Here is a 6,516-nt window from a genome sequence, read left to right on the forward strand (position 1 = left end):
ACTGGTTGACCTATGGCTTACTATTCCCTTTCCCATTTCCATTTCCATTGCCGTTACCGTTGCCGTTACCGTTACCGTTTCCATTTCCATTTCCATTCCCGTTCCCATTGCCCTTACCATTCTCTTTCTTTTCTACTGTAATAGTTTGGGTAGTTTCATGGCCTACTAAATCTACTACTTTTAAAACAAAGTCATTTTTGCCAGGCTCTAAAGGAAGTTCGACATCAATTGTTTCACTATAGCCATTCATTGCATATGGTGAAGAAACTGGGCGATAGAAGACTTCGCTATCGTTTAAATAGACGCGAACTTCATCAAAGTTGTCTCCAACCTTTACTTGAATTACAGGATTTTCTGCATCAGCATCTAGTTTACCTTTTGGAAGAGACTTTTTAACTGCTTCAATAGTCGGTTTTTTACTATCTACAATAATTTTTCTAGTAATAGCCATTTTATTATCAAATTCGTCTATAGCTTCTACATTCACACTTTGTACCCCGTCTTTAAAGGATAATGTATGAGAGAATGCTTTGCCGTCAAATGAACTAGCTGGTACTCCATTGATCTTTAATGATTTAATCTTAGAATCGTCTTCAACTGTACCTTGAACTAACACTTCACCTGTTTTATAGTAACCGAAGAACTCAGGTGATTGGATGTAGATTACAGGTTCTTTTGTTTCTTTTTCTGGAGCCGGTTCCGTTTCAGGTGCTTCCTCTACAGTAATTTCTTCAACTGTTGAGTTACCAGCGATATCCCATACTTTAACTGTTATCTTATCTCCAGCTTTAGCTTGTTCTATTACATAGCTTTCAAGTGTTGCTGCTTCTGTAATTTCTTCATCATTCAAGTACACTTCGATACGATCAATTCCAACACCTTGATCGCTTGCATTAGCTACAGTAAGTGTTTTTGTTTCTAAGTCAAATGCAACTTCAGCTGTAGGAGCTTTTGTATCTAAGATAATAGGGTACTCAATAGTTTGCCACTCAGCACCTGCATAATCGATAACTCCTCGTAACTGAATCTTATATTGCCCATCTGCAGCAGGTTTACCGTTAATCATACCGTCCCATGCATTAGCATTCGAGAATGTATATGCGTTAGTTGAGATATAGTGTTTTCGTAAATACTTTTCAGTGCGAATGGTACGTAATTTTTTCCCATTTGCATCTAATACATTAATTTGAAGATCCTTGACGTTACGCATTAGTGAATAAACAGGAATTACTTTGTCTAAAGTTCCATCTCCGTTAGGGGAGAAAGCAAATTTAGTAGGATCAAACTCTTCATTTAAAGTGGATCCATTGATAAAGTTTCCTTTATCGTCAGCTAACCCTTGGAATCCCCAGTACGTTAAATCTTCCCATAGGAATTCATCAAAAATAGAAGCATCATCCCAAGATCCATTAAAACCAAAGAATGGAACAGTTAATGGCACATTTCCAGAAGTTTCTTCAGAAGGATCGACTAAACGCACGAATCCATCAATGAAGTAACCATTAGAGAAGTATTGCTTTAACCACTCAGAGTTAGAAGCGTCTACTGATACCTGAATAGTAGTTTCTCCATTTGCAGGAACTGTGACAGTAGCCGGTGCTGATACATCAGCATCTGATTCTTCTAAAACATAAGAACCATAAGTTTCGTTATTTGGAATCGTTACGTAGTTAGCTCCAGCGTTAACTGGACGGTCTACTTGTAATTGTACATCTACATTATAAGTTTTTGCTTCATTGCTATAGTTCTTAGCTTTTAAAGAGAAGTTAAATTGATTTCCACTGATTTCTTTTAATGCTACTTTAGCTTCACCAGTTGCACTATTGGTAACTACGACATCCGTTTCTAAAGCATTAGCAAGTTGCATAATTCCAGCACCTTGACGACGAGGAGATACGTATTCACCAGCTTTTAACTCAATTGGCTTAGCTGTATTCATCATAAGGTTTTTAGCAAACTGAACACGTTCTGCGCCAGTCAAACCAAATTCTTCATTTACACGCTCTAATACTAATGCGGTACCACCTGCAACGTGTGGAGCTGCCATGGATGTACCACTCATTAATCCGTAATTATTATCGTTCAATGTAGAGAAAATATTGCCACCTGGAGCAGTAATCTCTGGTTTAAAATCTAAGTTAGGTGTTGGACCCCAAGAAGTAAATGAACTCATTTTACCTTTAGTAGGGTTTGGTGTATCAATATATTTACCATCAAATGAAACGGTTACTGTTTGGCCAGCATCAATCCCAGCTTTGAGAGCTAGTCCGTCAGCTTGTAGTGCAGACATAAACGGAATACGAATCGCAGGGTCAGAAGCCATATTAATAGTTCCTGCAGCATTGTTATATACAATAACTCCAACTGCGCCAGCTTCCTGAGCATTTAAGCCTTTTTCGACAAATGAAATACTACCACGAGAAACTAAAGCAAATTTGCCAGCTACATCTTTACCAGCAAAATCCTCTGGTGTACCAAAACCAGCTTCAACTACCTCATAGGAATCGCCAGGTAAATCAGCAGGCTCCTTATCATTTGCCAGTAAGAACATTGCTCGTCCAGCATCAGTTCCATCAAAAGCATATTGGAAGCTAGAAGCAGTTATGGAATCATTCTCATAGGAAGCTACTCCAAATGAATCTTCTGAAACAGAAGGGGAACCTGTTAAACCATAATCTTGGTTAGAAGCATATGGATACCAAGTGCCTGAGCCAAACATGTCAGAATTACCGGCAGAGATAGCTACAAGTAATCCATTATTTTGCGCGCGAGTTACTGCTTGCTGTTCAGGACTTTCACTATTTACAAATCCTGCAGTTGAACCAAGGGACATGTTTAACGCGTCCGCGCCAAGTTTAATTGCATCATCCATTGCCTTTACATAAACGTCTCCATAAGTAGAAGGGAATAATGGGTCGTTACCAAATACCTTCAGTGCAAGAAGCTGCACTTCTGGGGCAACCCCCTTAATACCGCCATTTTCTTCATCTCCGTTAGCACCTACTGTACCGGATACGTGCATTCCGTGCATGGAAGCATCAGGACCAATGTCTCGAATCTCTGTATTTTCATCCATATAGTTATAACCGAATGGAACCTTTGGAGTGAAAAATAAACCAGGTTCAATAGATCCCTCATTTAATAACGCATTTACTTCTGCAGAAGTAATCTCTCCCGTATTTTCATCCGATAGGACCATATCACGGTGGTTAGGATCTATTCCTGTATCGATGACACCAACAACCATACCTTCCCCTTTAAAGGAATATTTCTCCCAAGCCAATTGGGCTTGTACAAGTTCCTTAGAATGCACCATTTGAGGTGTTATTTTGGGGCGGTCATATTCTGTAGATTCATAGACTCTTTTGACACCATCAATTAGGCCAATCCCTGCAACGTCTCTAGCATCTACTTCAGCAGAGAATCCATTAAATATTGCAGTAAACTCTTCTTTATATTGTATGTTTTTTGAAACTCTTTTAACTTTGTCTTTTACATTACGTTGATCGGTTTCAATAGCAGATTCAACTGATTTTCTTTCAGATTTCGATAGGTTCTTGTATAAAACCCCTTTTTTGGTTGCTGTCTCAATGGCTGGAGCCTTTTCCAGTTCCACAATGATTCGCACCTTTTCGCTAGGATTCTCTGGAACTCGTAGCCTCTCTGGTACTCTTGGTGTTTTCTGCACTTGAGTATTGGTGATAGATTTTTCTATCTGTTTTGCAGCTACAGGACTTGCTAATCCTAATGATGCAGAGCTAAACATTAGCGATGTTACCACAGCTAGAATAGTAGTTTTTTTCTTAATTCCCAATCCCTTTTCCTCCTCTTAAATATGTTTAATATATCTACTAGAACTTACCATATATTCAGAACATTTAAAATAGAGTGAGAGAGTATAGGTGAGACTTGTAAATAGAAGATATGGAAGGAAAATAATCGATATGTCGCACTATTTTGTTTTTTTAGTAATTTCATAGTCTTGGATTTGATTGATAAAGGTTTAGGTATTTATAATTGTTTTTGTAAAAAAAGTCGTGATAAATCTAAAGGAGTATGATTCTTACGAGTTTATTTCATGTTTTGATGAAAAAAATAAAAAAAACACCTATTTTGTAAAAATAGTGCTAAATATATACTATTAGGTCTTTTAGTTCAGTTATCCTGGCGAAACTTGTCGAAAATGTTTAGTGATTGTCAAAAAGGATATACATAAATAAACGAAGAAGGAGTGGATAAAAATGGACAAAAAGAATGTAAATGACCATAAATTGAATCATAAGGATTCAGAAAAACAAGATATTCCTGGACGTATATTAGACAATCCTGATCTTCTAGACACTGAAAAGGAAAGTATCTTTGATAGAGATGAAGATATGAAAAATGTAGATCCCATTCCTATGGAGGAATTAAATCAAAAGGTAAAAGATGAAAGTAACCATAGTAAGACAAAAAATACTTCCGCAACGGATAAACGATATCCAGGATAATTCTTACTAATGTTTAAGAAATCATTTTCTAGACAATGCTATTAATAGTAATAGTAATAAATTAGTAAGGAGTGACTTATTATGATTAGTACCAAAGGTAAAGTATTAAGTAGCATTTTTTTATCATCGGCTCTTCTTTTAGGGGCATGTGGAGACAAGGAGGAGGTAAGCGATCCGCCTACCACTGAAGCAGTAGAAAGTGAATTTGGTTTTACTTCTTTTGATTTAGATATTGATACTGCGGAACAGCGAGATGCAGTAGAAGCTTCCTTTGAAGTGGAAACAAACGGAGTGGAAGCAGAGTATGTAAATTCTTTAGATTCTCAAAAACTTCATGGAGATGAAGCTTACGAATTCTTAAAGCCAATCTTTACTGACTTAGCTTTAACAAAAGATATGACTAAGGAAGAAGTAATAGAAAAAGTTAATACAGCATTTGGGATCAGTGACTATACTGAATTTGACCTAGAAATTCTTTACGAGGATGGTCAAGAAATTGAGTATAAAGATAATAAATAAATTTTATTTATGAATGTGAATAAAGGTATCGGGAGATAACTCCGATACCTTTTTTTATTGGCTATGTTAAAGGGTAGGGTTGATTTATGATGCAAAGAAATCTTAAATCAGAGAGTAGATTGATTTCCGCGCCAGCCGGACGCTTTCCTCGGGGTGAGCGATAAGCCATCACCCATCGCTTACGCGCGTGGTTGTGATGTCTTATCTGTCTCACTCACCCCGTAGGAGTCGCCGTCTGGCGCTCCAATCAATAAATGGGAACAGCTTTAGCATCGAGAAAGCGCTAATAAATTTACTCGCATAAACAAAGCTAAAAAACTGTAACCAATCCCACTTTCATCATCTATTTATAAACATAATAGTCATTTGAATATCCCTTTGATAATGTTTACAGTCACTATAGAATTGTTAGTCAAAACCAACCAATAACTTTAACAAAGCCTATTTTAAATACAATATTAATTTTACCCAGCGGAATGAGGCTACTCTTCGGAAGGTATCTGTAAAAGTAAAAATCAATATTATCTTATTCTTTCTTGATTGAGCGTGTGTAGAGAATTATAAATAACGTGATTACTATAATATGTAAAATATTAAATTAATGTTAAAAAATAGAGGGAGAGGTTAGAAAGTTTGTAACGTGGGTATTCAAGCAATAACAGATTAAATAAAAACTAAAAATAGGAGGAATACACATGAACTTAAATTCAAACAGAAAAATTGAAATTGCTCGTACTGAGGAAGATATGTACGAAAAATTAGAACATCTGCAAAAACAGGGATATGAAGAGAGTGATATTCATGTAATTTCATCAGAGAGTACTCACTTGAATGCGTTAAATCGCTATTCGGATGTAACCACTCACGAAGCCGGTACATTCATAGACAAATTTAAATCGTGGTTTACTGGAGAGTCTGCAATTGTAGAGGGACTAAAAAAGCTAGACTTAACTGAAGAGGAAGCAGAACAATATGCAAAGGAGGTAGCTTCAGGAAGTATTGTATTATATACAGACAATGTGCCTGAAGGGGATTCCCTAGGAGCTAGCGCGAATGCTGAGGCTGCTGCAACCACAGGCTATACAGATTCAGTCGGAACGGATGTAGTGCAAAGTCGTTTTACTGAAGGAGAAGAGCCAATCTCTGATTATGCTAAGGACAATGGCTTTACTCCTTCTACAAATAATATGGTGAACGAAACAGATGGTCGACTAGACGAGCCACAGGATAAATTCGTTAGAGGTGAAACCTTTGCTACAGACCCATTGCTTGTAAGAGATGAGAATCATGTAGGACATACCATGCAAGAGGACAAGTTAGTACAGAACAAGCGCCCTACCATCGAGGAGAGTATAACTGTGGAAGAAAAATCTTATGGGTCACAGTCGCCAGGTTCAGATCCAAATTTAGGTCCAGCAGCCTTTGGTGATGATGAGACGGAATTGGACGAGGAAGAACGAAGAGTTAATCAACAGCAACAGGAAGAAAAACTAGAACGTCAAAAAAA

General features: G+C 37.2%; 4 protein-coding genes. 3 read left to right on the forward strand and 1 reads right to left on the reverse strand.

Translation table 11 applies throughout. The features are described 5' to 3' along the window. Positions 1–10: 10 nt before the first annotated feature. Positions 11–3,814 (reverse strand): S8 family serine peptidase, encoded by a 3,804-nt coding sequence (locus tag AC06OU_RS01950; RefSeq protein ID WP_475853603.1) that lies wholly within the window; start codon positions 3,812–3,814, stop codon positions 11–13. A 427-nt stretch (positions 3,815–4,241) separates the two neighbouring features. On the opposite strand from AC06OU_RS01950, the gene AC06OU_RS01955 reads away from it, so the two are divergent. From AC06OU_RS01955 to AC06OU_RS01965, 3 genes are all read left to right on the forward strand, one after another. Continuing rightward, positions 4,242–4,490 carry a hypothetical protein gene (locus AC06OU_RS01955; protein WP_475853604.1) on the forward strand — a complete coding sequence of 83 codons (249 nt, stop codon included), beginning with the start codon at positions 4,242–4,244 and terminating at the stop codon, positions 4,488–4,490. Positions 4,491–4,571: 81 nt separating this feature from the next. Then, complete coding sequence (locus tag AC06OU_RS01960) at positions 4,572–5,009, forward strand: YusW family protein (RefSeq protein WP_475853605.1); 438 nt, start codon at positions 4,572–4,574, stop codon at positions 5,007–5,009. A gap of 695 nt (positions 5,010–5,704) precedes the next feature. Then, on the forward strand, positions 5,705–6,516 hold an 812-nt coding region (locus AC06OU_RS01965), incomplete at its 3' end, for a YflT domain-containing protein (protein ID WP_475853606.1).

Source organism: Psychrobacillus sp., assembly GCF_056205495.1.

What these genes read in the sequence shown, in the direction of transcription:
- AC06OU_RS01955 (WP_475853604.1), top strand. Translation starts at nt 4,242, where the DNA reads ATGGACAAAAAGAATGTAAATGACCATAAATTGAATCATAAGGATTCA.
- AC06OU_RS01960 (WP_475853605.1), top strand. Translation starts at nt 4,572, where the DNA reads ATGATTAGTACCAAAGGTAAAGTATTAAGTAGCATTTTTTTATCATCG.